Source organism: Veillonellaceae bacterium (genome assembly GCA_012523975.1).
Lineage (GTDB): Bacteria > Bacillota > Negativicutes > JAAYSF01 > JAAYSF01 > JAAYSF01.
Map to the genome: position 1 here is coordinate 81,441 of JAAYSF010000071.1, position 25,824 is coordinate 107,264.

Consider the following 25,824-nt stretch of genomic DNA (forward strand, 5'->3'; position numbering starts at 1 on the left):
GTAACCTCATTTTAAGCCTCGAAACGTCTCAATATGTAAGTTCTCTCCATCTGATTGAAAGATTATTGCCCCATGCTGATCCGTTCGGTAGGTTTCGATGTTCCGCTCAGTTAGCCTTTTTATCACATCGGGATGTGGATGACCGAACCTATTGTTATAACCGACAGATATTACAGCATATTGGGGTTGGACTGCCGCTAAAAACTCGGGAGTAGATGAGGTTTTAGAGCCATGATGTCCGACTTTTAACACTGAGCATCTCACCGGCAGTTTTTTAATTAAAATCTCCTGCTCACCTTTAGCCTCTAGGTCTCCTGTGAATAGGAAACTATGACTGCCATAAGTAACTTTAATTACCGCCGAGCTTTCGTTATTTGATTTTGCTTGGTCTCTAATCCCATCAAGGATTATTGAAACTCTTGTGCCGTCAAGCATGATTTGCTGGTCTTGGTAAATCGGAATAAAGACAGCATCAGGCGTCGCGTTAATCAGCTTTTTTAGCGCCGGCGTAAACTCTTCTCTCGCTATCATTATATTTTTTACCGGGATACCTGAAACAACCGCTGATGCTCCTCCAGCATGATCCTGATGCCCATGGGTCAATATAAGATAATCGATATCCAATATACCATAATGTTTAAGATAAGGCAAAACCACTCGCTCACCAACATCGAAATCAGTTGCTTCGCCAAGTGTTCCCCCGCTGTCGATTAAAATGGAGCGGCGGTGCGGAGTAATAATTAATGCTGCATCCCCTTGACCTACATCGATAAAGTGAACCGCAAATTGCCGCGGATAGTTAATATAAACGGCAAAAGCCACAGTTATAATTATAGAAAAAACCGTACTAGCTTTGAACCACTTACTATAAACATCTGAAAGTGAGGGTATCCATATTGGCCTATACCCATATAACCAGGCTACCAGACAATAATAGGCAATCCCAGCCTCAAGGCCAATTGGCGGAAGATAAATACTCGCCCCCGGCAGAGTAGCAAGTTTTTCTATTATTACCACAACTAAATTAATGAGAAAACTGCAGGAATACCACAATATGTTAGCTGGTGCTAGCATCGCTCCCAAAATTGAGGTAAACAAACCCAATATTACCGCCGCTTCAATAATTGGAATTGCAATAAGATTGGCTATAAATGAACTGAGCGAAAAACTTTTAAAGTACCAAGCTATAAACGGCACTACACCTAATTGCGCCGCAAGCGTCACTGCAAAAGGTTTTGCCAGCCAAGCCGGTAATAGCTTAAGATAGGCTACGGTCTTTGGATATAAGAAAATCAGTCCTGCGGCAGCGCTGAAAGATAGTTGGAAGCTTATATCATATATAAGACCAGGTTGGTACAAAAGCATTAGAAAAGCTGCTATCATCAAGGCTGTGGGGGCATCTTTTTCCCTGCCTAGACCGACAGCAGCAAGTCCGATGATTCCCATTATCGCCGAGCGCACAACCGGCGGAGTACAACCCGAGATCAAGGCATAGATAACTATGGAAAAAGCCGCCCAAGCGGAAATAATCCCCGGTCGTATTCTAAACAGCGAGCCAAACCAAAAAATTACCGCCGCTACTAAGGCAATATGTGTACCTGAGACAGACAGAATATGAATAATACCTGTAGTTGCAAAACTTGCAATAACCTCTTTGGGTATTCCTGCATAACCGCCAAAAAGCGTTCCGGCTAGAATAGCTGCCGTTTCAGGCGGCATGGCCTTCTCCATACGCTTAGTAATATTCTCCCGCCAGTCGGATAAGGTGTTTTGCCAGTGCCGCTTACTATTATCATCAGAAAACCGTATCATGCCATCAGCCGCCGACAGACGGGCTGTTATTCCCTGCCGCTTTAAAGCAGCGCTAGTATCAATCATTCCGGGATTGCCATAGCTGTGAGGCAACGTTAGTTTGCCTGCTGCTACAGTTTCAGTCCCATAAGGTAAAATCTGCTGGCTAATTCTTTGATTAATATTAATTAGCACGCCACCCGTCACGGGTACTTCCTCGCCCTGTTCAGTTATAGCAGCACGAGCATTAATTATATACCTAACCTTAACATTGTCTTGGCTAATTGGCAGCACTTGCGGGATATCTGATACTATTCCTACCACTGTAAGGCGCTGCCCGGCTAGATGGCTAATATCTGATAAGGGCACTTGGCTGACATGCAAGGCATGAATTAAACCGCTTACAATACAAAGGGCCGCCATCAATATCGCTGCCGCCTTTATCCATCTAAATACAGCAATTAAAAAACCAACAAACAAACCAGCAGCCACTGCATAAAGTAAAGCTAAATTCCCTGTCATTACATCAAAGTCTGCCATTGTAATGCCGGCGGCAAAAGCCGCTGTAAAAATTATTGATATCCTTTTCATAGCTATATGCTTATATTATCTTTCAGCTTGTTATAGCGTTTTTCGCTTATTCCAGACACTTTTTTTATGTCAGCTATATTCTTAAAATGCCCATTGGCTTGGCGGTAATCTATTATTCTTTGCGCAAGCGTTGGCCCGATTCCCGGCAACTTATCTAATTCGCCCTTGGTTGCTGTATTAATATTTATTTTATTTCCTGCAGCTCTGTTTGAGTCGTTACGGACTGCTGTTCTAGGCAGCTCGGCACCGCCTGACACTTTAATATGCATGCCATCTTTTACTGTCTTAGCCAAATTTAGTTTACTCACCTCAGCTCCCTGCGCTAAGCCACCAGCTGCATTGATTACATCAATAATTCGAGTACCAGCCTGTACTTTAATAACGCCTGGCTGCATGACTGCCCCGGTAATATAGACTGTTAACTCCTCCTGATTAACTCTGCTTTCCTTGTTTGCTTTCAGGTTTGTCGGAACCGCAACGCTTTCAGGTGCTGAGTTTTTCTGCCAATAGGCATAACAGCTGCCGCAAAGGATTATAACTGTAAGTGTTGCAAGCAGCAGCAATCTTTTTTTCTGTTCGTCCACCATCCTCTCCTCCAATCAATTTTTTCGTAATATTTCGGCAAATTGCGCCAATTTCCTTTTTCTGTCTATCAAATAGCACAAAAAAAGAGAGAACTTCACTTTAATGTGAATTCCCTCTTTTTGTAATTACTTTATAACAATATTGACTAGCTTTTGCGGAACACAGATAACTTTTACGATTTGCTTGCCTTCCAGCATTTCTTTAACCTTATCCTGCTGGAGGGCTTTTTCTTCCATTTCTTTCGGGCTCAGTCCTACAGAAATTACAAGCTTGTCTCGAACTTTACCATTGATCTGCAGTACTACTTCAACTTCATCTATCTTAGCTGCCTCAGCATCATAAGCTGGCCAGGATTGTTTATGGACGCTGCCTTCTTTTATTACACAGCTCCATAGTTCTTCAGTCATATGCGGGGCAAATGGCGCCAGCAGCCTTAACAGTCCGGATATTACCTCGCGCGCAACACTTGACGAAATCTTTTCATTCTGTTCTTTAACATTATACATAAAATTAACCAATTCCATGATGGCGCTTATGGCTGTATTGAAGTTATAACGGTTGCCGACATCGTCTGTTACCCGTTTAATCGTGTTATGGAGCATTCGCCGCAATTCACGTTCAGATTTAGTAAGATTACTATAATCACTAGTGTCTTCTTCGCTGATAAATGTTTCATAGTGTCCGACTATCCGCCAGACGCGTCCTAAGAAACGATATGCACCTTCGACACCCTGATCGCTCCATTCTAAATCGCGTTCAGGCGGTGCGGCAAACAAAATGAAGAGCCTTGCTGTATCAGCGCCGTACTTGCCAACTATCTCTTCAGGCGAAACTACATTGCCTTTTGACTTGGACATCTTGGCACCATCTTTGATTACCATACCTTGTGTTAGGAGGTTTTTAAATGGCTCATTGACGTTAATTAAACCGGCATCTTTCAGAACCTTTGTAAAAAACCGCGAATATAAAAGATGGAGTATTGCATGCTCAATACCGCCTATATACTGGTCGACAGGCATCCAGTAGTTAGCTTTGGAAGCGTCAAACGGTAAAGAGGTGTTATCTGGATCGGTGTAGCGCATGTAATACCACGACGAACAAATGAAGGTATCCATCGTGTCAGTTTCGCGGCGAGCTTGTCCGCCGCATTTTGGACATGCACAATTTACAAATTCTTCAACACTTGTTAACGGGGACACGGAACCGCCTTCAAATCCCACGTTATCTGGCAGCATAACAGGCAGTTGATCTTTAGACACAGGTACTATACCGCATTCCGAACAATAGATTATGGGGATAGGCGCTCCCCAATAACGTTGCCGGGAAACAAGCCAATCACGCAGGCGGTAGTTAATGCGTCGTTTACCAATGCCTTTCTCTTCAAAGCATTTAGCAATGGCAACTTTACCTGCTTCATTCTCCATGCCATCAAACTGACCAGAGTTTACTAAAATACCCGGGCCACTATAAGCATTCTCCATAGTTTCGATGGTCATTTGACTATTAGGCTGCTGCACAACAAGCTTCTTCTTTAATCCATATTTGGTCGCAAACTGCCAATCGCGTTCATCGTGGGCAGGAACCCCCATAACCGCACCTGTTCCGTATTCAAACAGCACATAGTTTGCAACCCATATTTCAATTTTTTCTCCTGTAAATGGATGCAGTGCATAGGCGCCGGTAAACATGCCCTCTTTCTCAAAATCGTTGGAAGTTCGGCTTACTTCACTCATATTACGAACTTTCTCTACAAAATCACGTACGGCCGGCGCAGTTTCTTTTCCGGTAATAAGTTTTTCAACCAACGGATGCTCTGGCGCTAGCACTATATAGGTTACACCAAAAACCGTGTCATGTCTTGTTGTAAATACCGGGATTCTCTCGTTAATTTCAGGCACTTCAAAACTAAACTCGGCGCCTTCGCTTCGGCCGATCCAATTATCCTGCATAATCTTAACGCGCTCAGGCCAGCCCTTTAATTCTTTTAAATCCTCCAGTAACCTATCAGCATAGTCAGTTATCTTAAAGAACCATTGTTCAAGTTCTCTTTTAATAACAGCTGAATCACACCGCCAACAGTGACCGTCAATTACCTGTTCATTAGCTAAAACTGTATTACATTCTTCACACCAGTTAACCGCCGCTTTCTTTTTATAAGCCAGGCCGCGTTCATAAAATAATAAGAACAACCACTGCGTCCAACGATAATAATCAGGATGACAAGTAGCCACTTCTCGGTCCCAGTCATAAGAAAGTCCAAGTTCCTGCTGCTGACGCCGCATATTTGCAATGTTATCCCATGTCCATGCTGATGGATGTATGCCATTCTTAATGGCAGCATTCTCGGCGGGCATGCCAAAAGCATCCCAGCCCATCGGATGAAGTACATTATAGCCTTGCATTACTTTGAAGCGCGCTATTACGTCACCTATTGAATAATTGCGTACATGACCCATATGTAGGTTTCCGGAAGGATATGGAAACATTTCTAGTACGTAATATTCGGGCCGCTGGCGGTTCAGTTCGGTTTTAAAAGCACTTTCTTCCTGCCAAGCTTTCTGCCATTTAGCCTCTATTTCGCGCGGTGTATATCTTTCTTCCATTTTAATCCTCCTAAATATGTTCCTCCAAATATTTACAATGAAGACAAATAAAAAAAGCCCTTGGCTATTAGCCAGGGACGAGTTTTTCCCGCGGTACCACCCTGATTGGCAGCAGTGTGCTGCCCTCTTAATAACCCCTTAACGCTGGTTAAACGTCAGTCACTTCAATCGTCGCGACTGCTCCTCCATGGTGAGTTCAGCTCTAGGCAGACTGGCTCGCATCTACCGCCAGCTTTCTGAACCGCAATTCAAGCTTACTAATCCATTTCTAAGGATTTTAGACATAATTATATCCCAGTTGTTATGAAAAGTCAACTTTCGCCAATACGTCAATACGTTGTTCTATATCTTATTTAGCGGCATATAAATGCTGATGAGGAGGTGCGTTATGTACAAATTAATCATTGGCAATGTCAGAGTAACGGTATCTGATGACAGTATCACGCGTGAACAAGCTGCCGCTGCAGCCCGACAGGCTATTAATACAGCTAATCAGCATGGGAAACTTCTCAGTCTTATTGAAATTAGCGCCGATGATACAGGCATTCAGGTAACTACGACCGAAAAAACAGGCTGCCGAGCAGCTAGAAAAACGTTAAAACAAAGTATCGTTGATGACATGTATGCGACGCTCAAAGAAAAGCTTTATCCCACAGATTCTTTTACTAACAAAGATGTATGGTATGATGGCGATACCGGCCAAGAATGGCATGGCGCCGAAGTTGACAATGCAAAGAGCGAGCTTATGGGTAAATTTGAAGAATGGATGAAAACAATATAATTTATCTACTTATTCCTAAGGCTGCGATACAGGTTCGCGGCCTTATTTATTATCTTTATCATTGGAGCGATTGCTTGATAATACCAGGGAAATACCTTATAATATATAAAATCCAAAAAATAGAAAGAGGCGTTAGTGTGCATAATAGTTCAGATACAGATCCGAAATCCGAAGTCCTCAGCCGCCTTAAAAATGCCAGAGGCCACATTGCCGGTATTGAGCGCATGGTCGAAGAAGGCCAGCCATGCCCAAATATACTTATTCAGTTGTCAGCAGTGCGAGCCTCCATTGAAAAAATTGGCGTCTATATATTAGAAAACAATGCTGTCGATTGCTTATGCGGCGATCATGACGAGAAACCAGTTGATAAGAAAAAAGTTGAAGAAATTATTAAACAGATGCTGACCTTTTTAAAGTAATTTTGGTCGCTATTACAGTGGAGGTTTTTAATGCACCAATATCTCTTCTTTATCGGTGATTTTCCGGTTCGAACATACGGCTTAATATTAAGCCTTAGTATTATCCTGGCAACTGGTGCTGCTTATTTTTTTGCTAAGCAGGACGGACGTTGGCATCATCATGTGCCTGATATGGGTATTTACTGCGGTTTGGCTGGTCTTGTCGGAGCCCGCCTTTGGGACGTATTCTTTTTTGATTGGGGCTACTACCAACATCATTTACTAGAAATTCCCTTTGTTTGGCAAGGCGGTATGGCCATCCAGGGCGGCATCCTATTCGGAACAATTGCCGGCTATATATATACTAAGTATCACAAGATAGACACTTGGGCATTTGCTGATATTGTTGCCGCTCCGGCAGTAATAATCGGTCAGGCAATCGGCAGAATGGCTAATTTATTGAATGGTGATGCTTTTGGTCACCCTACCGGCGGACCGTATGGAATAATTTATCCCCCTACTACTTTGGCTTATCAGACTTACGGCAATCAGCCGCTATGGCCGGCCGAGATTTGGGAAGGACAAATTGATATAATAATCTTTGTTCTGCTGCTACTATTTCGTACAACTAACCATGCTAAAGGTCAAGCTTTCATCTTATATGCGGTACTATATTCAACGGCCAGGTTTTTCCTAGAATATATACGGGGTGACTACGGGACGCTGCTATTCGGCCTTAAATCAGCTCAGCTAACCAGCCTTGCCGTTATCATTATCGGTTTAATTCTCTTTGCGCTTTGCGGTCGCTATGGTCAGCGGATAAATCAGCGCGAAAACAAGGAAGTCGGAGAATGAATAAGGGTGGACCTAGATTATTTAGGTCCACCTTATCCATTTTACTTATTGTAAGCCGCAATTAACTCGATTTCTACTCCAACATCACGCGGCAGCCGGGCTACTTGGACGCAGGCTCTGGCAGGCGGCTCGTTCTTAAAATATTCAGCGTAAACCTTATTAACCACTGCAAAATCATTCATATCCTGTAGAAAAACGCCGGTCTTAACAACATGATCAAACGTTAATCCCTCCTGCGCAAGAATCGCGCTCAGATTCTTGAGGACTTGATGGGTTTGCACCTCGATGCCGCCGTAGGCAAGCTGACCGCTTACCGGATCAAGTGGGATTTGGCCGGAAACAAACAAAAAACCATTAGCTTTTATTGCCTGCGAATACGGTCCAATGGCCTGCGGAGCCATTGATGTATTAACTACCTTTTTCATAGTACTCCCCCTTTATACTTATCCACTATTTTCCACATACGATAATAAAATACCTCTAAGCATATTCTTTGAATTCCTAACTTTTTAGAGCGCTCCAAAAGGAGCGCTCTAAGTTTAAATACCTAGCTCTTTACGTTTCTTTTCAATGTGATCGACATATAGTTGTACCGTCTTGTCAGCACTAACCTCAACAGTAAGCTTTCCAAGACCGAGTGTCTCAGTGGTTTCAGTCAGTGTCTTAACAACAACATCACTGCCGGTCACAGAAGGAACTGGTGCAACATGCACTAACCAGCCGAGCGCAATTGCCGTACAGGCATCAGCTACAGCTTTTTGCTCAAGATATTCCGGCGCGCCGATAACAATCGGAAGCATATTGGTATCGACATCGAGGGTATCTGCTATTTCTTTAGCAGTTTGTGTCATCTTACCAATATCCACACAAGCCCCATAGGACAACACTGGTGGAATTCCAAGCGCCTTACATACCGCCTTAAGCCCAGGACCGCATTCTTCGGCAGCTTTAGGATCGGCTAAACCGGTATATTCCATTACCGAAGATGTGCAACCACCGGACAGAATAAGAATATCTTTCTCAATTAAGCCCTTGGCAATCCTAAAAATGTTACTGCCACCCTGCCCGTAACGAGCAGTTGTACAGCCAACTATCGTCGCTATGCCACGAATCTTACCTTCGACAATGGCGTCAATAAGTGGTTTCCATGATCCTCCCAATGCTTCTTTTACTGATTCAGTGCTAAAACCGATCATACAATCCGAAACATGCGGCGGAATGTAAACTTCCCTATTCTCTGCTTTCCGTTTAGCATAAGCTGCAATTGCCATATCTAAAATTTGTTCGGCTTGTTTGCGCATTTCTTCAGGTTTAAATTCAACTACTTCAGTGCCTGGCATGCGAATAACTTCATGCGTACTGACCATTGTAGTACCAAACCGCTTTGCGTAAAGCGGCAAGGTAGGAATCGTACAGTTATAATCAAACATAAATAAATCTACCGCACCAGTAGCTAACAGATACTCTTCCGACAGCCACTCGCCTTCTTGTCCACCGTAAGCGCTCATTTTGCCGGTATCCTCATAATTTAAAAGCTGCTGACCTTCGCATACATGGCCGAGAATTTGGATGCCGCTAGCACCAGCCTTACTGGCTTTTTCCTTCCATTCCGGGGTCGAAGCAAGTTCAACAACAACATGCGCAGTAAGAGGCATGTGCCCGTTCGTTATGATGTTGACCATGTCTTTCTTCAGCAGACCCATGTTTTGCTTGGCGGTGCGAATTCTTTGCGTACCCATCAAAATTTCCTGGAGAGTATCGAGTGCGAATAATCCCTGATATTCGTTAGCAACCCCTAAACGCACCGATGTCAGTAAGAAGTCAATTGGGTCTGCATTTAGGTTAGTCATGCATTTTGTTTGAGCTGTAGCTACTTCGCTAAATCCTCCGCCTGGGTAAAGCTTTAATTTACGCCAAAGCTCCTGACGTTTAGGTGGCGCAAAGGCTTGTACAAGCTTAGATTCCTCCCAGTATGGCCGCCCCATATCTTCCATAATAAAATTGGCAAAATTAACGGCGACTTTGTTTACGTCCTCATGACTATTTAAGCCGGCCATCTCGGCGTATTTCAAAAGTTTATTCGTATCTCGAATCTTAAGGCCGCTGTTTGGGTTTTCCGCGGCTGCCTTTAAAGTACGGGCCGCCTGCTGGGCATGAAAAATATTAGCGGCCGTTCCAATCGTAACATGGCGATAAACAAAGTTTCTGGCAACCATTACATGAGCATCAACACCGCAGTTGCCACGCGGTACTTTTGCGTTAATACGACAAGGGCCGTTTGCACATAATTGGCAAGACAAGCCTTGCGCGCAGAAATTACAGCGAATTTTCTCCTGTTGTTCAAACCGGTCAAATACATTAGTCAAGCCTTGAGCATGAACATGCTGATACATTTCGCGCATGGCCGGATCAATAATTACATTTAGCGGAAAGCCTTCCTTACTTTGGTCATGCACTTTTATATGCTGACGCTGCCATTTGTGGACATCTTCCATCGAAGTCGGGGACTTTTCGATATCATAGTACTTACGTTGATTTTGGTGAACATCAAAATGATCATCAGGATTATTGGTGGCGCTTGCATCACCTTTTCCTAACACCGACTCAACATCGCCTTTGCTGACAGGGTCAGTACTTTTTATCAATTTTTGATCGCCATTATTTGACACAGCTCTACCTCCTTCAATGCTTTGTAACTATTTTTTACAATAAAATCAAAATTTATTTATATAGGCAGAATTTAGACAAAAAAATATCGAGCAGTTCTTCTGCTCGATTAAAATAATTACTGTTAAACTGGTAATGATCGATGCGCCAACCCTATAGCGACCTCATTTAGATTCAGCATCCCAACCCCGCAATAAATAGCAACACATAAATGTTCACCATGACGGGCAATACCGATTTTACCGCCTACATTAAGGCCTACCGCCATTGGTGAAATTTGCTCAAGCGCTGCTCGCGCCGCACCAGCTACAGCACCCTCACCAACGTGATTTGCAGCGACTAAACCCTGACGTTGAGCAGCAACCACCGCCCGTTCAATAATTTTTTTAACGGACGGCACAAATTCACCGCCAAAATCTACAGCTACAGAATTTATACCTCGTCTAAGCAAAATTTCGCGTATTTGCTGTTCATCCTGCCGGGTCTCACTTATGCAAATCTTAATCGCTGCTCGACCGACATCAATACTCATAATGGTTTCCATATTCACAACCTTCCTGCCTTTTACAGCGGAGCTTGCTAACTTGATTTAAATTTAGCAAACCCGCTATTAATTGTCAATACCAGACAAAATGGTTAACAATTAGCGTGAAAAGAAGCAATTTTGGCAAAACTCACTTGTTTACTTAAAAATCAAATTGTGATAAGTTTAACTATAAGTACTTGGCCCTACCCGCTAAATTTTAGCGAAAGGAGGAGGCGTGCTTTTGAAAGAAAGCTTATTGCGCCGATGTTATTGTGGAAACTATACGAATAGTGATTGCCGATGATCACGCAGTTTTACGGTCTGGATTAAAAGCACTGCTTAACTGCTCTCCGCAGTTTGAAGTTATCGGTGAAGCAGGTGACGGGTTAGAGGCGATAAAAATGGTTGAAGAACTAAAACCAGACGTCCTCATCCTGGACATATCAATGCCCGACATGAACGGAGTAGATTGCTTAAAAGAAATCCGTTCACGCAACCTAACCTGCCGTGTACTTGTCTTAACGATGTACGACGATGAAGAATATATTAAGGAAGTAATGCGGGCAGGCGCTGATGGGTATGTACTCAAAAAATCTGCCGACACAGAGTTAATCGAAGGCATCGTTAAGATTCATTCAGGCAAAATGTATCTTAACGAAAAAGTCTCCCAGACTTTAATTGAGAGTTTATTGCATACTGCTGCAGTCGAACCGGATATTCGCAATCCCTATGTTCTCTTAAGCATACGTGAACGCGAAGTTCTCCGTTTTTTGGCACAAGGTTATTCTAACAGTGAAATTGCTGATTTACTTTCAATTAGCGCTAAAACTGTAGACACATATCGCTCACGCGTTATGAATAAACTCAGTTTGCGCAAGAAGTCCGAATTAGTCAACTACGCAATTAAGTATAAGCTTATCAGCACCTAATCCACAGTTGGTAAGGTATTCTTTAAGTAATTGTAGGGATATCCCCTACGCTCATTTACCTAGTCTGCCTGATTTACAATTTGACATTTTTCGTCCAAACTATAATTAGTAGTAAATTTATTCTATATTATAAAATTTAAAATAATTTGGTAGAGGAGTATGAGAAAATGCAAAGTCAAATCATTGATGCATTAACTAAGATTGTTGGTCAGGAGTATATTATGACCAGCCCCGAAGACCTGTACAGCTACTCCTATGATGCAACTCCTGGGTTCCAGAATCTGCCTGATGCAGTAGTTAGACCTGCCAATACTGAAGAAGTTTCAAAAATCTTAGCATTGGCAAACAGCAACAAGATTCCTGTTTATACCCGCGGCTCGGGCACTAACCTTTCTGCCGGTACCTGCCCTATGAAAGGCGGTATCGTCATGGTTATGACCCGCTTAAACAAAATTATTGAGTTAGACCCAGCCAATCTAATTGCTGTATGCGAACCAGGCGTTATCGTCGGTGACTTAAACACCGAGGCTGCTAAGTTCGGCTTGATTTATCCACCTGATCCCGGTACAGTTAAAACAGCTACTCTCGGCGGAACCGTTTCCGAAAATGCCGGCGGCTTACGCGGACTGAAGTATGGTGTTACAAAGCATTATGTAATGGGTATGGAAGTAGTACTTGCTAATGGCGAAGTAATGAACTGCGGCGGTAAAAACGTAAAAGACGTTTCCGGCTATGATATGACTAAATTGTTTACTGGCGCTGAAGGTACACTTGGCGTTATTACCAAGGTTATTGTTAAGCTTGTACCTGCTCCTGAAGCTAAAAAGAGCATGATGGCAATCTTCAAAAATCTTGATGATGCCGGTAACACTGTCGCAGGAATTATTGCTGCCAATATTATTCCAGCGACTCTTGAAATCATGGATAATGCAACAATCCGCACAGTTGAGGATTATGCTAAAGTCGGGCTGCCCCTTGACATGGAGGCTGTACTGCTGATTGAAGTTGACGGCAACCCAACAGTTGTCGAGCAAGAAGCTGAAAAAGTACTGAAAGTTCTTAAAGAAAATAATGCCGCCACTGTTCAAGTAGCTAAAACGGCTGCAGAAGTCGATAAATTATGGGCTGCGCGCCGTGCAGCACTGCCAGCCCTCAATAAACTCCGGACTACAACCTATTGTGAAGACGCTACCGTTCCTCGCAGCATGGTACCAAAATTCCTGCGTGCTGTACAAGATATTGCCAAGAGAAACAACGTACAAATTGGCACTTTCGGACATGCAGGCGATGGCAATATGCATCCGACAATTGTTTGCGATATCCGTGACAAAGAAGAAATGGCACGTGTTTATACAGCTATGGATGAAATGTTTAAAGCCGCAGTTGACCTTGGCGGTACATTGAGCGGTGAGCATGGCATCGGCCTCGGCAAACTTGAATGGATGGAATACCAACATGGTCCTGTTGGTATGAACGCAATGAAAGCCATTAAGCGCGCACTTGACCCCAATCTGATTCTAAATCCAGGAAAATTAGTGGGAGAGTGTTGAAAATGAGTAACGAAATTACAGCAAAGGATGTAAACGAGCAAGATAAGGCTCTGCTCCGTGACATTGAGAACTCGCTTGCCAACTGTTCGAAATGCGGCGGCTGCATGGCAGTCTGCCCTATGTTTAGTGAACTGGGCGTCGAATCTTCAGTTGCGCGCGGCAAGCTTGCTCTTATGGAAGGTGTCTTGAATGGGCAGATTCCAATTTCTGAAAACTTTGAAAAAGCTATGGGAATGTGCGTTTCCTGTAAAGCATGTACTGCGAACTGTCCTTGCGGCATTCGTGCTGATGAACTTATCATCCGCGGCCGCCAAGCAGTAGTTAAAGCACGCGGACTTGGTTCAATTAAGAAAAACGTGTTTAATCTTCTCCAGAACAGACATTTATTTGATTTTGCGCTCCGGATGGCTGGCTTATTCGGACCGCTCAGCTTCAAAAAATTGCCGCGTCCAATGGCTGCGGTTGCCCGATTCCCAATGCCAGGTATGGATGCCAAGCGCGTTACTGCACCATTCCAATCAACCCCGCTTCGCAGCCAATACCCTGAAACCGTAAAAGTTGATAAACCTAAAATGCGTGTTGCCTTCTTTACTGGCTGTACGATTAACTATGCGTATACTGACGTTGGCCAATCTGTTATCAATGTCCTTAAAGCCAATAACGTCGAAGTTGTAATGCCTAGTATGCAGCATTGCTGTGGTACTCCAGTCTTCACTTCTGGTGAAGTTGATATGGGCAAAACCTTTGCTAAACACAATATCGAAACCTTTGAACGGTATGATGTTGATTACATCATTGCCGCCTGCGGTTCTTGCACAGAAGCCTTCAAAATTGAATACCCTCATATGTTCAAGGACGACCCGGCAATGAAAGCTCGCGCTGAAAAGCTATCGAAGAAGACTTATGAAATCAGCGAATTCCTCGTTGATGTGCTTAAGTTCCGTACCGATACCCTTGGCCCGGTAAATGCAACAGTTACAATGCATGATCCATGCCATATGGCACGTGGTATTAAAGTAACCCGTCAGCCGCGTGAAGTACTAAAAGCTATTCCAGGCCTTAATTTTGTTGAGATGAAAGCACCTGATCGTTGCTGTGGATCAGGCGGTTCATTCAGTCTAGCCCATTACGATATTTCACGCCAAATTAATGATAAGAAGATCGCTGATATTGCCAGCACAAAAGCTGACATTGTTGCCACTAGCTGCGGCACTTGCCGTATGCACATTACTGACGGCTTAGTTCAAAATAATAAAGATGCTCAAGTATTCCACGTTATTCAATTGTTAGATAGAGCTTATCAAGCCGGCAAAAAAAAATAGAGGTCAATAAATACTAATATATTTATTAACCCCTTTAGCAGAAAGTATGTTATTCTTCAACATACTTTCTGCTTTTTTCTTTTTTGCGTACCGGAATTTCTACAGTAATCTCAGTACCTTTACCAATTTCCGATTGCAGCCTGAATCTTCCGTTTAACAAAGCAACTCTCTCTCTCATTCCATAAATTCCTAGTCCAATATTCTCATTATTAGCTGGCCAGTTTGCAGCTTCAAAACCTACCCCATTATCACAGATGCTAAGAAATAACTTGGCTCGCTGCTTACATAAGGTTATTCTAATCTCACTAGCTCGGGCATGACGGACAATATTTGTTAGCGCTTCCTGTACCAAACGGTATAAAGTAATCTCAATTTCAGGTAAAAAACGTTCACGGCCTAAATTACTAAAGTCAACATCTATTTTTATCCCATACTGGCGCGTATAATTGTCCACATATCTTTGAATTGCTGCAACTAAACCCATATCATCAAGAAGGACCGGACGAAGCTCCAAAGCTAAATTGTGAACTGCTTCTAAGGTTTGCACGGCTACATCTCTCATCTGCAAAATACTTTCACGATCGGCCGGGACAGAGGAATGTTCGGCTAACACTCGCAAACCGACAATAATGGAGGTAAGAGCTTGGCTTGTCTCATCATGCAGTTCACGGGAAATTTTCTTGCGCTCCTCTTCCTGAATGCTGATAGTCTTGTTTAATAGAATTGATTGTAGTTTCTTTTTTTCATTAAGGGCCCGGACAAGCTGTTCCTGACGAGCATTAGCCTCAAGAGCCGCCTCAACAAAGCGAACAGCCAAACGGGCATAAGGTGCTGCTAATTCAGGGTCACCGGTAACACCAATTACTCCCACGCATTTATTGCCAAAAATAATTGGAACGTTGAATCCCCTGCGAACCCCTTTTAAATTTTTTTCATCTTCTGCGCTAACCGAGAACGCTGTAATCTTGCCACTTTTAAGCATACGCGCCGCAGCTTCGTGTACCTGTGAAATCCGCTCCTTACTGAACGATGCAACTATTACGCCATGATCATCGGTAATGTTTACATTTTTATTCAGCTCACTGGCGACAATATCAACTAATGACTGAGCAAACTTTGGGTCTAAACTTGTGTAATATTCTTGCATTGCTACCTCCAATAGTCATATTATCTAAGATATACTTTGTGTTGCCATACATTAATTATATAACGCAACTCATGTAAAGTTAATGCTTCTGACTAAAATTCCATTGACAGATACGATAAAATTATACTAGAATTAAGTAGACATAATATATTGTGATGTATAGAGGTGCAAACATCAAGAATACGTATAGTGAGCTGGCTGCTGTGACCTGTACGGAAAGGGATTTTTGCCGAAGCAGATATTTGGAGCCAACAAGCTTCTGCTGGTCTTGTACTTAATAAGTATAAGACTGTCACCTAGCCTCCCAAGCTATGGTGAAGCACTATCTCACTATGCGGGAATACTATGTTTTCTGCGTGGTTGTGAGATGCTCACAACCACTTTTTTGTGCTTTAAATTAAGGAGGTCTTTATGAATTCGCCTGTATTAAATACTGAACAACTCTGCCCTCAAAAAAAGGGCCTTAAACGCGAAATGAAGTCACGCCATCTCATGATGATCTCGATTGGCGGAACGATCGGCACCGGACTTTTTATGGGCTCGGGCCAAACAATTAGTCAAGCCGGCCCCTTCGGCGCCATTCTGGCTTACATGGTTGGCGGCTTTATAATGTACATGGTCCTACTCTGCTTAGCTGAACTTGCAGTTGCTATGCCGGTATCGGGTTCGTTTCAAACCTATGCCTCCCGTTTCATTTCACCTGGCGCCGGCTTTACAACAGGCTGGCTGTATTGGATTAACTGGGCAATTTGCATTGCTGCTGACTTTACTGCTGCCGGAATTATTATGCATAATTGGTTTCCTCAGGTTGAAACTTGGATTTGGTGTGGAATTTTTGCAATTATGTTAGCCCTGCTCAATATTATATCTGTTAAAGCTTATGGTGAGGCCGAATTCTGGTTTGCCAGTATTAAAGTTGCTGCCATAGTTGGCTTTATTATTGCCGGTGCGGGTTTAATGTTCGGGTTCACTGGTCATGAAGGCGCTATTGGCCTATCAAACTTTACAGCTAATACTGGTGAAGACGGCCTATTTCCCAAAGGATTTCAAGCGGTTTTCTTAACCATGATTGCTGTCGTGTATTCATTCCAGGGAGCTGAGCTAGTTGGAATTGCTGCCGGTGAGTGTGAAAACCCCGGTAAGAACGTCCCCCGCGTAATAAGTGGTATTGCTGTCCGCATTGTTCTTTTCTACGTGCTTGCGATGTTTGTATTGGCCGGAACCATTCCTTGGACTGAAGCTGGGGTACTCGAAAGTCCATTTGCTCATGTCTACGATCGAATTGGTATCCCAGTTGCTAAGGACATTATGAGTTTTGTTGTCCTAACCTCAGCGTTATCAGCTGACAACTCAGCCCTTTACGCCTGCTCTCGTCTGCTCTGGTCAATGTCTAAAGAAGGTTTAGCACCCTCCTGGCTGGGTAAAATTAATTCCCGGGGCGTACCCTTCAATGGGGTACTTATCACTATAGTATTGGCTTGCATGTCACTGTTAACTGAAAGATTTGCCGCTGATACTGTCTACCTTTGGTTAATGTCCAGTACCGGCCTTACAGGCTGCCTTATCTGGGTAATAATCGCTTGGTGCCAACTTAATTTCCGTCAAGAATTTTTAAAATTAGGGGGGAATGTGAAAGATCTTGTCTTTAAGACCCCGCTTTATCCTATAGTACCGGTATTAGCGATTATTCTAAATTTAGGTGTAATAATAAGCCTTTATTTTGACGAATCACAGCGAATTGTACTATATACTGGAATTCCAGTACTGATATGCATCTATCTTTATTATCAATTCTTTCTTAGTAAGCGAAAATCACCGTCAATAGCTCAGCCTAAGTAATGATAAAAACTCGGCGTACGCCGAGTTTTTATCATGGGCCTCCTGAAAGCCGTATAAGATTCTGATCAATGTCCGGATCAACACCCCCGGCATCACCGGCAATTCCGCCTACATGGTTAAGCTTATCTTTTTCCGTATTTATATGGTACTCTGCTTTCTTACGCTTCATAATACCACCTCCATCATAATTAGTTTGTACAGTAAAATTATATATAAGCCCGGTCCACAACTTACCATAGACCACCTCCTTTTTAATTGTTATAATTTCAATTATGTAAACTTTACTTTTAGGAGGTGGTAATTAGTGGATTCATTATCACATGCAGTATTTGGCATCGCCATAGCCAGTATGTCCGGACAGCCATTCTCTATTAACGATCCTATTTATCTGGCTTCTCTTTTAGGTTCACAAGCACCTGACTTTGATATTATTGCCCTCTTACGCGGCAATTTTGCTTTTATACGGCAACACCGCGCCTTCTCGCATTCAATTCCTGGTATAATAGCTTGCTCAACCTTAATCGCGGGATCTTTGAACTTTTTTATACCTTCTGCCTCGTTTTATACATTATTTTGCTGGGCCTTAGCCGGCGCCTTTTCCCACATTCTAATTGATTATTTCAATACCCATGGTACAGCTATATTATGGCCAGTTAGGAAAGAACGAAAAAGTCTGCACTTATTAAACGTATTTGATCCAATATTATTAGGGGTACTACTATCCTTATACTTATTAAATATGTCCCCCCTTACCCTCGGGGTTGTTACCTTCGCTACCTTAACTGTATATATAGCCATAAGATGTTATTTACGATATAAAGCAAAGCACCAGTTATTAATCCATTTCAAAGACTACCAGATTGTTCGCTTAGCCATCATGCCGTCATTAAAAAAAGTTTTTGCTTGGGATTTTATTCTTGAAACATCTGACTTTCACTATATCGGCCAAATCAAGTCCTATAAAGGCGAAATTGAATTTTGGCTTAATTTACCAAGGCAAAATAAATCATCTGAAATTACCGAAAAAGCTAAGCAAACTTTAATAGGGAAATTTTTCTGCACATTTACTCCATTCGCTTATTATGAAGAAGAATATGATATCAGCTCACTTAGAATTAATATTTATGATCTTCGCTATTATCTCAATCATCAGTTCATACATCGCGCCACAATCATATTTAATGAAGACCGCCCTGCCGATGTCTACCTTTATTCCGAAGGTAAAATGATAAAAATTCCCTGTTAGGTTGGCAGAGATCTTGGCTCACTGCACGGTCTTACGTACGCTAAACAGTGTTTAACTTTATTTACCTTAGTCTTTTAAGCAGGTTTTCTCACGTATCAAAACGAATTAAGCACTATATTATGTAAAGTGAGGAAGCCTTGTGATACACTTCATATCCCGTCTAGCGTTAATAGTTTTACTATTATGTTTGGCGCCTAATATTGTTTATGGAGCTCATCTTGCAATTGGATCATGGCAGACCACCGGCTCTGAAGTCTGGCGAACAACTTTCCCCATATCATCTGCTTCCGATATGATTAACGGCGCATCAGAACTATATTATCCCCATTCGGGGAACTATCTTACTGCCAGTTATGAGAACGAAATAGCCACCAACAAGAAACTGCGTATCGAAGGCGGGATAATGGCAGATATCAACAATGCAGTAGGCAGCGATTCTGATTGGGATTATAGTAAAAGTAATAATGTACAATATTATGGTGAGTTTAGCACAACTGGTAAAAGTAACTTTATAAATGTAGATTTAATTAAGCCTATAAATAGAACTACCGATTTATTTTACGGCTATAGTTATCGCATGAACCATTTTCGTATGCAGAACGGAACCTATAAAATTTGGAATTATGGCTCCATAAATGAAAATTTTAGCAACTTAGATTCGTATTATTCTACTATCTATCAGGGTTTGCATGTTGGTCTTACTGCTAAAGCTCCTATAAGCAATAAGGTTCTAGCAATCGGTACACTGTCTTATTCACCGCTTGCCATTGCTCAAGGGCATGGCTGGTGGAATCTGCGCGGCCTTGATTTCAAGCACCAGGCACCAGCACAAATGTTTGATGGCAGTATTGGAATTGATTGGCGGCCAACTCAGACAACTTCAATTACAATTGGCTACCGTTATCAACGTATGTTTATTACTAAAGGTTGGGAGAATATCAGTCCTACAATCACTTGGGAAAAAGCAACTAGCATTCAGCAAGGTTTTTATATCACAGGTAAAAATAAGTTTTAAAATAATAGTTTATAGCGTAAAATATTACCACCATAGGCAAGTTTTTTTTAAGGAGGTAATATTTTTTTGTCTAGATTTTTAGCATGCCAATCAATACTAGAGGCTTTTGGACATACTCCACTTATTGAACTTAACAATCTATGCTCCGGTCTGCCAGGCAAGGTTTTCGCTAAAGCTGAATTCTTAAATCCAGGCGGTAGTATGAAGGATAGAATCGCTTTACAAATGATACAGGCTGCCGAGCAAAGTGGGCAATTGAGACCTGGTGTCCCCGTCGTTGAGGTAACCAGCGGAAATACCGGTATAGGTTTGGCCATAGTATGTGCCGTCAAAGGCTATCAATTCATCGCCGTGATGTCTGCGGGCAACAGTCCTGAACGTAAGCTAATTCTAGAGGCTTTGGGAGCCGAGGTGGTTCTTGTCCCGCAGCATCCGGGAGGAAAACCCGGGCAAGTTACAGGTGAAGACTTAAAACTCGTAGAGGATCACGGTAAAAAGCTGGCTGACCAGTTAAAGGCTTATTTTGTTAATCAGTTTAACAACGCTTCAAATCCTGCTGCGCACGCTCAGACTACAGCCGCTGAGATAATCTCACAGCTAAACGGTAAGGTTGATATCTTTCTTGATGTTGTAGGAACTGGTGGCACCTTCGTTGGAACAGCCAGCGCACTGAAACTTCACAATCCAGCAATTAAATGCCTAGCACTTGAGCCAGCTACCGCACCAATACTGGCTGGAAAGCCGGTAACAAATCCTCAGCATAAACTACAGGGATCGAGTTATGCCATGATCCCACCATTATGGAAGCCCGATATTTGCGACGGTTATTTAACAATATCCGACGACGAGGCTATTATGATGGCGCGTCTACTGGCATCTCGTGAAGGTATCCTTGTAGGCTATACTGCCGGCGCCAATGTTGCGGCTGCCCTTAAGATAGCCCAAGATTGTCCTCTCGGGACTAATATCGTAACAATACTATGCGATAGCGGTATGAAATATTTGAGTTCTGATTTATTTAACCGCAACTGATCGCTGTGTTTTTTGCGGTACTTTTAATGTTTGTCCTGGATAAACCTGCGCATTATTGTTAAGTTTATTAATTTTTATGATAGCAAGCACTAAGTCTCGAATATCTTCACTGTCATCTGTATATTTAGCAGCAATATGCCACACTGTATCGCCTGATCTAACATATACATTCTCATAACTGCTTGTTTGAACATAAGGATTTATATGGGCTGATAAATCGGCATTCCAAAAAACAAATAAAAAAAGTAACACAAAAAAAATCCGCATTCAAAAACTCCCCCTTGCCAGAACATTTGTTCTATGTAATTGTAGCATAGAACAAATGTTCTGGCAAGGCTGTTTTTATTATTAAAGCATAACTAAATATTTTATTCATCTCTGGAAACAATACTTATAGGAGGTGAGTAGTCTTGGAAGAAAAAAATTATCAAGCCGAGCAAAGTGAACTAACTGAAACTAATGATCCTAATACTGAGGTTAACAACAATACTGCAAGCGGCGCAACAAAGAGCCCGCAAGTTTTAGAGGAAGAGAACTCGCTATACACGTCCTCAACTTCCGAAATGCCTGCTTAATTCGTAGCTCTATGGGGGTATAATACTTGAAAAACAGCGGCGAAACAACCGGCAAGGTATCTCAAGGAGCTGCCAAAGGATCCCAGTTTATTAATAGTAATAATCAAAAGGCTAAACATACAGAGAAATAAAAAATGGTTGGCGCGAAAGCGCCAACCATTTTACTTACTACTTATAGCGGTAGTACTTTGCCTGGGTTCATGATGTTGTTGGGGTCGAAAGCGTTTTTAACAGATCTTAATACTGCCATTGCAGCAGGATCCATGTGTTTTGCCTGAGCTTCAACACGTTTTGCACCAACACCATGTTCACCGGTCAAGCTGCCTTCAAGTGCGTATACTGCTGCATAAATCTCAGCCAGTACTGCATCCTTAAGCTCATGCCATGCATCCTCATCGCGGTCTTCACGAAGAAGTGTGCAGTGGATATTGCCGTCGCCAGCATGCCCAGCACTAGGAATACGGCAATTGTACTTTTTAGCAACCTTATCGATTTCTTCCAGTGCTTTAGGAATGTTGGATACTGGAACAACGATATCTTCCATGCAATATACAGGGCTGATCATGCGGAGTGCTTCTGCATAAGCTTTACGCGCTTTCCAGATACGCTCTTCGCTGGCCATGTTATCGGAAACAAACACTTCCAGAGCAGCATTATCAAGGCAAATTTTGCCAATGATTTCATATTCGCTTTCAACTTGCTGTTCGGTAGTTCCGTCTACTTGGCAGATAATGTATGCACCAGCATCGCTGTACGGAAGTTTCTTATTGAGATAAATTTCGGAAGCCTTAATTGATTCGCTGTCCATAAATTCAAGACAAGTAGGAATAATACCAGCTGTCATGATTTTAGGAACAACATTGATAGCTTCTTGCATTTCCTTGAAAGGAACAAGCAAAGTAGCAACATACTTAGGCAGCGGCATTAATTTTAGCCAGATTTTAGTAATTACGCCCAAAGTACCTTCTGAGCCGACCAACAGGTGAATTACATCGTAGCCACTTACGTCTTTAACGTTTTTACCACCGAAAGTTACGATTTCGCCATTAGGCAGAACTACTTCCAAACCGTATACGTGACGGCTAGTTGTACCGTATTTTACAGCTCTGTTACCGCCAGCATTAGTTGCTACGTTACCGCCAATGAAGGACGATTCTGCAGAGCAAGGGTCACCAGCATAGAACAAGCCGCGCTCTTTAGCAGCACGTTGAACTTCGCCAGTGCTGATACCAGGCTCCAGTACCATAAATAGGTTATGGTCATCTATTTCAAGGATTTTGTTCATTTTTTCAAGCGATAAAACAATACCACCGGTTAAAGCAACGGCGCCAGCAGCCAGGCCAGTACCGCCTCCACGCGGAATTACAGGTACGAGATGGTCATTAGCCCATTTCATAATTGCGGAAACTTGTTGAGTATTTTCCGGCTTTACAACAACTTCTGGCATCTTCTCCCAGTTCTTGTCAGAAACTTCGTCACGGGAGTACATGTCCATTTTTTCTTCCTCGACAACAACATTGGCTTCGCCAATGAGAGCGCTCAACTCTTTTATATCTTCAGCAGTAATTTTATGATATTGCATTCCTGCTCCTCCTTTTAACTAGCTTTCAGTTTACCCAATCTAAAAGACTATACTAGATAGCGCAAGTTCCAGGCTTCGCGTTAGCTTTGTGCTGTTTAATTGCTTCAATGATCATAGGAACTACTTCAAATACGTCGCCTACAATAGCATAGTCGGCAACTTTGAAGATTTGAGCTTCTGGATCTTTGTTTACTGCAATAATTACTTCGGCAGTTTGCATACCAGCCAAGTGAGCGATTTTGCCGGATAAGCCAAGGGCAATATACAGCTTAGGAGCTACAGTTTTACCGGACAGACCGATTTGATGCGGGTAAGTTGTCCAGCCCAGTTCTACTGCATCACGAGTTGCACCTACGCCAGCGCCTAGCAGGTCAGCAAGTTCTTCAACCATTTTGAAACCATCAGCATTTTTCATGCCTTTACCGCCAGCAACGATTACTTCAGCGTCTTCGATGCTTACAGTCTGGGTAGCATCCTTAATGAACTCAAGGAATTTTTCCGGAGTCAGGAAGGTTTGGGCGTCGTATTTTTTTACAACAACTTCGCCGGTGCGGCTGCAGTCAAGTGCAAGCGGTTTGCAAGAACGCGGACGAACTGTTGCCATTTGTGGACGATGCTGCGGAGTTTTGATAGTAGCCATGATGTTACCACCGATAGCCGGACGAGTTTGGAGCAGCAGTTTTGTTTCAGGATCGATAGTAAGTGAAGTGCAGTCTGCAGTAAGACCGGTATTAATTTTAGCTGCTACAAGCGGCATTACTGTACGGCCAGTTGTAGTAGCGGCTGCAATAATAATTTCCGGTTTTTCTTCTTCGATAAGTTTTACAATAGCATTTTGGTAAGGTCTAGGTAAGAAATTTTGCAATGCTGGGTCTTGAACGAAAAGTACGCGGTCAGCACCACGATGGAAGCATTGTTCCATATCTTGAATTTCATTGCCAAGTAAAATACAGCTAAGTTGGCAACCAAGATCGTCAGCCAATGAACGGCCGCGCGCGATTAATTCAAAAGTTACAGGAAGAAGTTGGCCGTCTTTTTGCTCGCCAAGAACAAATACACCTTTATATTGAGAAAGATCAGTTTCTTTTTGAACGCCTGCATTTACATAAGTAGACACGTGTGTTACCCCCTTATATGCATTCCTTGGAAATGAGGAATTTAACCAATTCGTCAACTGGTTGTGTTGTGCCGTCAGCTTTCTTCATGATAGTGTCGCGGGAAAGTTTCGGACTGAATACTTTTACAACACGAGTAGGAGAACCGTTAAGACCTACTTCGGCTTTTTCAATGCCAAGGCCAGCTGTATCGTATGCTGCAATCGGAACTGTTTTGGCTTTCAGCTTACCGCCCAGAGTAGGCATACCGACTTCATTGATGTCTTTGTTAACGCTGACAAGAACCGGGAACGGTATTTCTACCATTTCAAAACCACGTTCAACTGTACGTTTAATTACAACACCATTATCTTTTACATCTATAGCCGAAACGTAAGTTTCGCCAGGAATATCGAGGTAATTAGCTACCATTACAGCAGTTTGGCCAGTTTCGCCGTCTGTTGCGCGCTCACCGCAAAGAATTAAATCTACGTCATCGCCAGCTTTTCTAACTGCTGCTGCCAGAGCTTTACCAGTAGCAATGGTGTCAGAACCAGCAAATTCTCTGCCGGAAACAAGGATACCAGCATCTGCGCCCATAGCAATAGCCTCTTTAAGTGCTTTTTCAGCAGACAGTGGTCCCATGCTGATAGCAGTAACTTTAACATCGTTACGGGAATTTTTAATTTTGATTGCTTCTGTTAAGGCGTTTTCATCAAGAGGGTTAATTATTACGTCTTTACCGGTACGGATCATTACACCAGTTTCTGGGTCCATCTTTACGTTATCTGTACCAGGAACTTGCTTTACAAAAACAACAATATGCACAATCACTTACCTCCCAGTTTATTTTTCAATGTTCCTCGCCTTTTTTCTCCAACACAGATCATTAGTCCGCTGTAATGTAATAAAATTTACAATACGGGGCATGCTAATACTAGGAATTTTTTTTGTAATTTCCCATATAAAAAATCTTCCCTATAAGTTTTGCTTGTGAATCGAGGCATCTAAAACTTCACGTCATGCACATCAAAATGAAATGCAAGTCTAAGAACCTTACATTTCTCAAAAATAAACAACCCCCGAATAGTTGTCAACCGCCCAAACAGAGATACGTTATGTACCACCCGGGAACTTGCCTTGGCTTAACATAAACTTTGCAGCTTAGCGAGCAGCGTTAATTAAAATGATAGCCTAAGCATTGTCAACCAGTGTCAGCAGTGGACGGTTTATAAACTTCACAGCAGTATACTTTTTAGAATTCCGTGCGGCCTGAATACGGCCTTGGAGCTAAACTAGCAAGAAACATAAATGGTTTGACGACGGCATGAACACTAGTTCAGAACCGTTTAGGAGAAACCCTTGATAGCCATTTTATAATCTGAATGACTTGAAGATCACCCAATATTCAAAATAGCCTCAGTTTTGCTTCCCGGGTAAAACCTAGAAAACTTACGAATACCACTAATAACTTAGGTGAAACTATGGGGGCTAACCAGATTGTTGGGGTTCTGAGAAATATGTAACAAAGTTCCGCCTAACAAAAAAGGCTTTGCGGGAAGTCCGCGAAGCCTTAGTTCACTGGTGGAGATAAGCAGGATCGAACTGCTGACCTCTTGAATGCCATTCAAGCGCTCTCCCAGCTGAGCTATACCCCCAATTAGGTTCATTCACTATTCCATTATTGGCATTCCTG

Annotated in this window: 23 protein-coding genes, 1 tRNA gene and 1 other annotated feature; of the genes, 11 read left to right on the forward strand and 13 right to left on the reverse strand. The window is 42.6% G+C overall.

The features are described from left to right. Positions 1–6 precede the first annotated feature (6 nt). The 3 genes from GX348_09670 to GX348_09680 all read right to left on the reverse strand — a co-directional run bounded on the left by GX348_09670 (position 7) and on the right by GX348_09680 (position 5,570). On the reverse strand, positions 7–2,382 hold the full coding sequence (locus GX348_09670) for a DNA internalization-related competence protein ComEC/Rec2 (GenBank protein NLP42444.1): 2,376 nt from the start codon (positions 2,380–2,382) through the stop codon (positions 7–9). A 2-nt stretch (positions 2,383–2,384) separates the two neighbouring features. After that, entirely contained in the window at positions 2,385–2,969 is a 585-nt protein-coding gene (locus tag GX348_09675) for a ComEA family DNA-binding protein (protein ID NLP42445.1), read from the reverse strand. A 123-nt stretch (positions 2,970–3,092) separates the two neighbouring features. Further along, positions 3,093–5,570, reverse strand: coding sequence for a leucine--tRNA ligase (locus GX348_09680; GenBank protein NLP42446.1), 2,478 nt, complete (start codon positions 5,568–5,570; stop codon positions 3,093–3,095). Positions 5,571–5,640: 70 nt separating this feature from the next. Beyond that, positions 5,641–5,850, reverse strand: a binding site (T-box leader). 108 nt (positions 5,851–5,958) lie between these two features. Between GX348_09680 and GX348_09685 the strand changes: the two genes are divergently transcribed. Genes GX348_09685 through lgt form a run of 3 tightly spaced genes read left to right on the forward strand, consistent with a single transcriptional unit; the run spans position 5,959 to position 7,604 of the window. Beyond that, entirely contained in the window at positions 5,959–6,351 is a 393-nt protein-coding gene (locus GX348_09685; protein ID NLP42447.1) for a hypothetical protein, read from the forward strand. After that, entirely contained in the window at positions 6,333–6,770 is a 438-nt protein-coding gene (locus GX348_09690; protein NLP42448.1) for a metal-sensitive transcriptional regulator, read from the forward strand. The genes GX348_09685 and GX348_09690 overlap by 19 nt, the downstream gene beginning before the upstream one ends. 30 nt (positions 6,771–6,800) lie before the next feature. Further along, complete coding sequence (lgt, locus tag GX348_09695; GenBank protein NLP42449.1) at positions 6,801–7,604, forward strand: prolipoprotein diacylglyceryl transferase; 804 nt, start codon at positions 6,801–6,803, stop codon at positions 7,602–7,604. A 41-nt stretch (positions 7,605–7,645) separates the two neighbouring features. Here the strand turns inward: lgt and GX348_09700 are convergent, their stop codons facing one another. From GX348_09700 to GX348_09710, 3 genes are all read right to left on the reverse strand, one after another. Further along, the gene (locus tag GX348_09700; GenBank protein NLP42450.1) at positions 7,646–8,029 is read right to left on the reverse strand and encodes a RidA family protein; all 384 of its coding nucleotides are present in this window, start codon (positions 8,027–8,029) and stop codon (positions 7,646–7,648) included. Positions 8,030–8,143: 114 nt separating this feature from the next. Continuing rightward, positions 8,144–10,099, reverse strand: coding sequence for an anaerobic carbon-monoxide dehydrogenase catalytic subunit (cooS, locus tag GX348_09705; GenBank protein NLP42451.1), 1,956 nt, complete (start codon positions 10,097–10,099; stop codon positions 8,144–8,146). Between the two features lie 296 nt (positions 10,100–10,395). Beyond that, positions 10,396–10,815 carry a HutP family protein gene (locus GX348_09710; protein NLP42452.1) on the reverse strand — a complete coding sequence of 140 codons (420 nt, stop codon included), beginning with the start codon at positions 10,813–10,815 and terminating at the stop codon, positions 10,396–10,398. A 251-nt stretch (positions 10,816–11,066) separates the two neighbouring features. Here GX348_09710 and GX348_09715 point away from each other — a divergent pair, with 251 nt between their 5' ends. The 3 genes from GX348_09715 to GX348_09725 all read left to right on the forward strand — a co-directional run bounded on the left by GX348_09715 (position 11,067) and on the right by GX348_09725 (position 14,598). Beyond that, the gene (locus GX348_09715) at positions 11,067–11,726 is read left to right on the forward strand and encodes a response regulator transcription factor (GenBank protein ID NLP42453.1); all 660 of its coding nucleotides are present in this window, start codon (positions 11,067–11,069) and stop codon (positions 11,724–11,726) included. Positions 11,727–11,893: 167 nt separating this feature from the next. Continuing rightward, a complete protein-coding gene (locus GX348_09720) occupies positions 11,894–13,276 on the forward strand; it encodes an FAD-binding protein (GenBank protein ID NLP42454.1) in 1,383 nt (460 codons plus the stop codon). A gap of 2 nt (positions 13,277–13,278) precedes the next feature. Beyond that, a complete protein-coding gene (locus GX348_09725; GenBank protein ID NLP42455.1) occupies positions 13,279–14,598 on the forward strand; it encodes a (Fe-S)-binding protein in 1,320 nt (439 codons plus the stop codon). 49 nt (positions 14,599–14,647) lie between these two features. On the opposite strand, the gene GX348_09730 is transcribed toward GX348_09725, so the two are convergent. Further along, on the reverse strand, positions 14,648–15,745 hold the full coding sequence (locus tag GX348_09730; GenBank protein ID NLP42456.1) for a sugar diacid recognition domain protein: 1,098 nt from the start codon (positions 15,743–15,745) through the stop codon (positions 14,648–14,650). Between the two features lie 411 nt (positions 15,746–16,156). Here GX348_09730 and GX348_09735 point away from each other — a divergent pair, with 411 nt between their 5' ends. Continuing rightward, the gene (locus tag GX348_09735; GenBank protein ID NLP42457.1) at positions 16,157–17,584 is read left to right on the forward strand and encodes an amino acid permease; all 1,428 of its coding nucleotides are present in this window, start codon (positions 16,157–16,159) and stop codon (positions 17,582–17,584) included. Positions 17,585–17,615: 31 nt separating this feature from the next. Here the strand turns inward: GX348_09735 and GX348_09740 are convergent, their stop codons facing one another. Continuing rightward, a complete protein-coding gene (locus GX348_09740) occupies positions 17,616–17,753 on the reverse strand; it encodes a hypothetical protein (protein NLP42458.1) in 138 nt (45 codons plus the stop codon). 135 nt (positions 17,754–17,888) lie between these two features. Here GX348_09740 and GX348_09745 point away from each other — a divergent pair, with 135 nt between their 5' ends. The 3 genes from GX348_09745 (at position 17,889) to GX348_09755 (ending at position 20,877) form a co-directional block, all read left to right on the forward strand. Beyond that, the gene (locus GX348_09745; GenBank protein NLP42459.1) at positions 17,889–18,830 is read left to right on the forward strand and encodes a metal-dependent hydrolase; all 942 of its coding nucleotides are present in this window, start codon (positions 17,889–17,891) and stop codon (positions 18,828–18,830) included. Positions 18,831–18,969: 139 nt separating this feature from the next. Then, positions 18,970–19,845, forward strand: coding sequence for a hypothetical protein (locus tag GX348_09750; GenBank protein ID NLP42460.1), 876 nt, complete (start codon positions 18,970–18,972; stop codon positions 19,843–19,845). Positions 19,846–19,911: 66 nt separating this feature from the next. Continuing rightward, positions 19,912–20,877: a PLP-dependent cysteine synthase family protein gene (locus GX348_09755; GenBank protein ID NLP42461.1), complete on the forward strand. Its 966-nt coding sequence runs from the start codon at positions 19,912–19,914 to the stop codon at positions 20,875–20,877. Here GX348_09755 and GX348_09760 read toward each other — a convergent pair. After that, positions 20,860–21,144: a LysM peptidoglycan-binding domain-containing protein gene (locus tag GX348_09760; protein ID NLP42462.1), complete on the reverse strand. Its 285-nt coding sequence runs from the start codon at positions 21,142–21,144 to the stop codon at positions 20,860–20,862. The two genes, GX348_09755 and GX348_09760, sit on opposite strands and share 18 nt — an antisense overlap. 143 nt (positions 21,145–21,287) lie before the next feature. Between GX348_09760 and GX348_09765 the strand changes: the two genes are divergently transcribed. After that, positions 21,288–21,452 (forward strand): hypothetical protein, encoded by a 165-nt coding sequence (locus tag GX348_09765; GenBank protein ID NLP42463.1) that lies wholly within the window; start codon positions 21,288–21,290, stop codon positions 21,450–21,452. Between the two features lie 172 nt (positions 21,453–21,624). On the opposite strand, the gene GX348_09770 is transcribed toward GX348_09765, so the two are convergent. The 4 genes from GX348_09770 to GX348_09785 form a co-directional block, all read right to left on the reverse strand. Beyond that, positions 21,625–23,034 (reverse strand): FAD-binding protein, encoded by a 1,410-nt coding sequence (locus GX348_09770; GenBank protein ID NLP42464.1) that lies wholly within the window; start codon positions 23,032–23,034, stop codon positions 21,625–21,627. Positions 23,035–23,086: 52 nt separating this feature from the next. Beyond that, a complete protein-coding gene (locus tag GX348_09775) occupies positions 23,087–24,151 on the reverse strand; it encodes an electron transfer flavoprotein subunit alpha/FixB family protein (GenBank protein NLP42465.1) in 1,065 nt (354 codons plus the stop codon). Between the two features lie 13 nt (positions 24,152–24,164). Beyond that, complete coding sequence (locus tag GX348_09780) at positions 24,165–24,956, reverse strand: electron transfer flavoprotein subunit beta/FixA family protein (protein NLP42466.1); 792 nt, start codon at positions 24,954–24,956, stop codon at positions 24,165–24,167. 754 nt (positions 24,957–25,710) lie between these two features. Then, positions 25,711–25,786 (reverse strand) — tRNA-Ala (locus tag GX348_09785). Positions 25,787–25,824: the final 38 nt, after the last annotated feature.

Bases quoted from the DNA above. Each gene is read 5' to 3' on its own strand.
- GX348_09735 (NLP42457.1), top strand. From the start codon at position 16,157: ATGAATTCGCCTGTATTAAATACTGAACAACTCTGCCCTCAAAAAAAG.
- lgt (NLP42449.1), top strand. From the start codon at position 6,801: ATGCACCAATATCTCTTCTTTATCGGTGATTTTCCGGTTCGAACATAC.
- GX348_09685 (NLP42447.1), top strand. From the start codon at position 5,959: ATGTACAAATTAATCATTGGCAATGTCAGAGTAACGGTATCTGATGAC.
- cooS (NLP42451.1), bottom strand. From the start codon at position 10,099: ATGGAAGATGTCCACAAATGGCAGCGTCAGCATATAAAAGTGCATGAC.
- GX348_09770 (NLP42464.1), bottom strand. From the start codon at position 23,034: ATGCAATATCATAAAATTACTGCTGAAGATATAAAAGAGTTGAGCGCT.
- GX348_09760 (NLP42462.1), bottom strand. From the start codon at position 21,144: ATGCGGATTTTTTTTGTGTTACTTTTTTTATTTGTTTTTTGGAATGCC.
- GX348_09700 (NLP42450.1), bottom strand. From the start codon at position 8,029: ATGAAAAAGGTAGTTAATACATCAATGGCTCCGCAGGCCATTGGACCG.
- GX348_09740 (NLP42458.1), bottom strand. From the start codon at position 17,753: ATGAAGCGTAAGAAAGCAGAGTACCATATAAATACGGAAAAAGATAAG.
- GX348_09675 (NLP42445.1), bottom strand. From the start codon at position 2,969: ATGGTGGACGAACAGAAAAAAAGATTGCTGCTGCTTGCAACACTTACA.
- GX348_09725 (NLP42455.1), top strand. From the start codon at position 13,279: ATGAGTAACGAAATTACAGCAAAGGATGTAAACGAGCAAGATAAGGCT.
- GX348_09720 (NLP42454.1), top strand. From the start codon at position 11,894: ATGCAAAGTCAAATCATTGATGCATTAACTAAGATTGTTGGTCAGGAG.
- GX348_09730 (NLP42456.1), bottom strand. From the start codon at position 15,745: ATGCAAGAATATTACACAAGTTTAGACCCAAAGTTTGCTCAGTCATTA.
- GX348_09710 (NLP42452.1), bottom strand. From the start codon at position 10,815: ATGGAAACCATTATGAGTATTGATGTCGGTCGAGCAGCGATTAAGATT.
- GX348_09680 (NLP42446.1), bottom strand. From the start codon at position 5,570: ATGGAAGAAAGATATACACCGCGCGAAATAGAGGCTAAATGGCAGAAA.
- GX348_09690 (NLP42448.1), top strand. From the start codon at position 6,333: ATGGATGAAAACAATATAATTTATCTACTTATTCCTAAGGCTGCGATA.
- GX348_09670 (NLP42444.1), bottom strand. From the start codon at position 2,382: ATGAAAAGGATATCAATAATTTTTACAGCGGCTTTTGCCGCCGGCATT.